General features: G+C 59.3%; 2 pseudogenes. Both read left to right on the top strand.

The features are described 5' to 3' along the window. Positions 1-185: 185 nt before the first annotated feature. Positions 186-581, top strand: a pseudogene (locus tag AWB74_RS44920) (DDE-type integrase/transposase/recombinase); the annotation flags it as partial. 17 nt (positions 582-598) lie between these two features. Continuing rightward, positions 599-888 (top strand): annotated as a pseudogene (locus AWB74_RS44915) (patatin-like phospholipase family protein); the annotation flags it as partial.

Here is an 888-nt window from a genome sequence, read left to right as displayed (position 1 = left end):
GGATGGTTTCGGCGTTTCAGCCGCTGCACGCGCGCGTTCGATCTCGCGCGTTTTGGGATAACGCAGCGGTAACTCTGTCCTGCAGATGCAAGAGATTGAACGGGTTCCGGAGTTCATGAGAAAGTACAGCGATGAACTCGTTTTTCAGGCGGTGGATGTCTTATACACGTACACGCCCAGCGCGTGGCATACACCGGATAAAGCGCTTGCGCAGGAGGCTCGGCCTGCGGTGCAGGCAGAAGCGTAGGTTCAAGGCAACCACTAATCCAAAGCATGATCTGCCCGTTTCGCCGAACCTGCTGGACCAAGAGTTCTCAGTGCCGGCGCCCGATCAGGCCTGGTGTGGCGACATCACTTACATCGCGACCGACGAGGGATGGTTGTATCTTGCCGGCCTGAAGGATCTGTACAGCGGCGTAATTGTCGGCTATGCGATGAGCGAAAGCATGACGGTTTCGCGCCGTTTCACGCCGTCGCCGAAGCCTGGTCTGATTCAGCTCACCGATCGCGGCTCGCAATATTGCGCACGTGCGTACCAGAAGCTCGTCAGGCAGCGACCTTCGACGACCTCGATCGCGCGGGTGAGCCGGCAATCGCGGTGAGCGCGACGGAACTCTTTCTGCGGGCTCACGCCTTGTCTTCCTACAACAAAAATTTCGATGTCATGTGCGCGGAGCTTGGCCCGTTTAAGCTTTCGCGCGCCGCTGCCGCGTCGTCGGCGGTGCCGGTCGTCTTGTCGCCAATAACGATCGACAACTACGGTGGAAGCTGCGGATATCACGAACCAGAGTTGCTTCGTCAGTTTACGGACACCTACGAACCCCCCAGGCCGGCCGGGCGCCTGCTGAAGCGCCTGCAGGAACTGCGGGAACTCGATGATGCCGAGGA

The sequence above is a fragment of the Caballeronia arvi genome (assembly GCF_001544695.2).
Classification (GTDB): domain Bacteria; phylum Pseudomonadota; class Gammaproteobacteria; order Burkholderiales; family Burkholderiaceae; genus Caballeronia; species Caballeronia arvi.
This window is presented reverse-complemented; position numbering and strand designations above follow the sequence as displayed.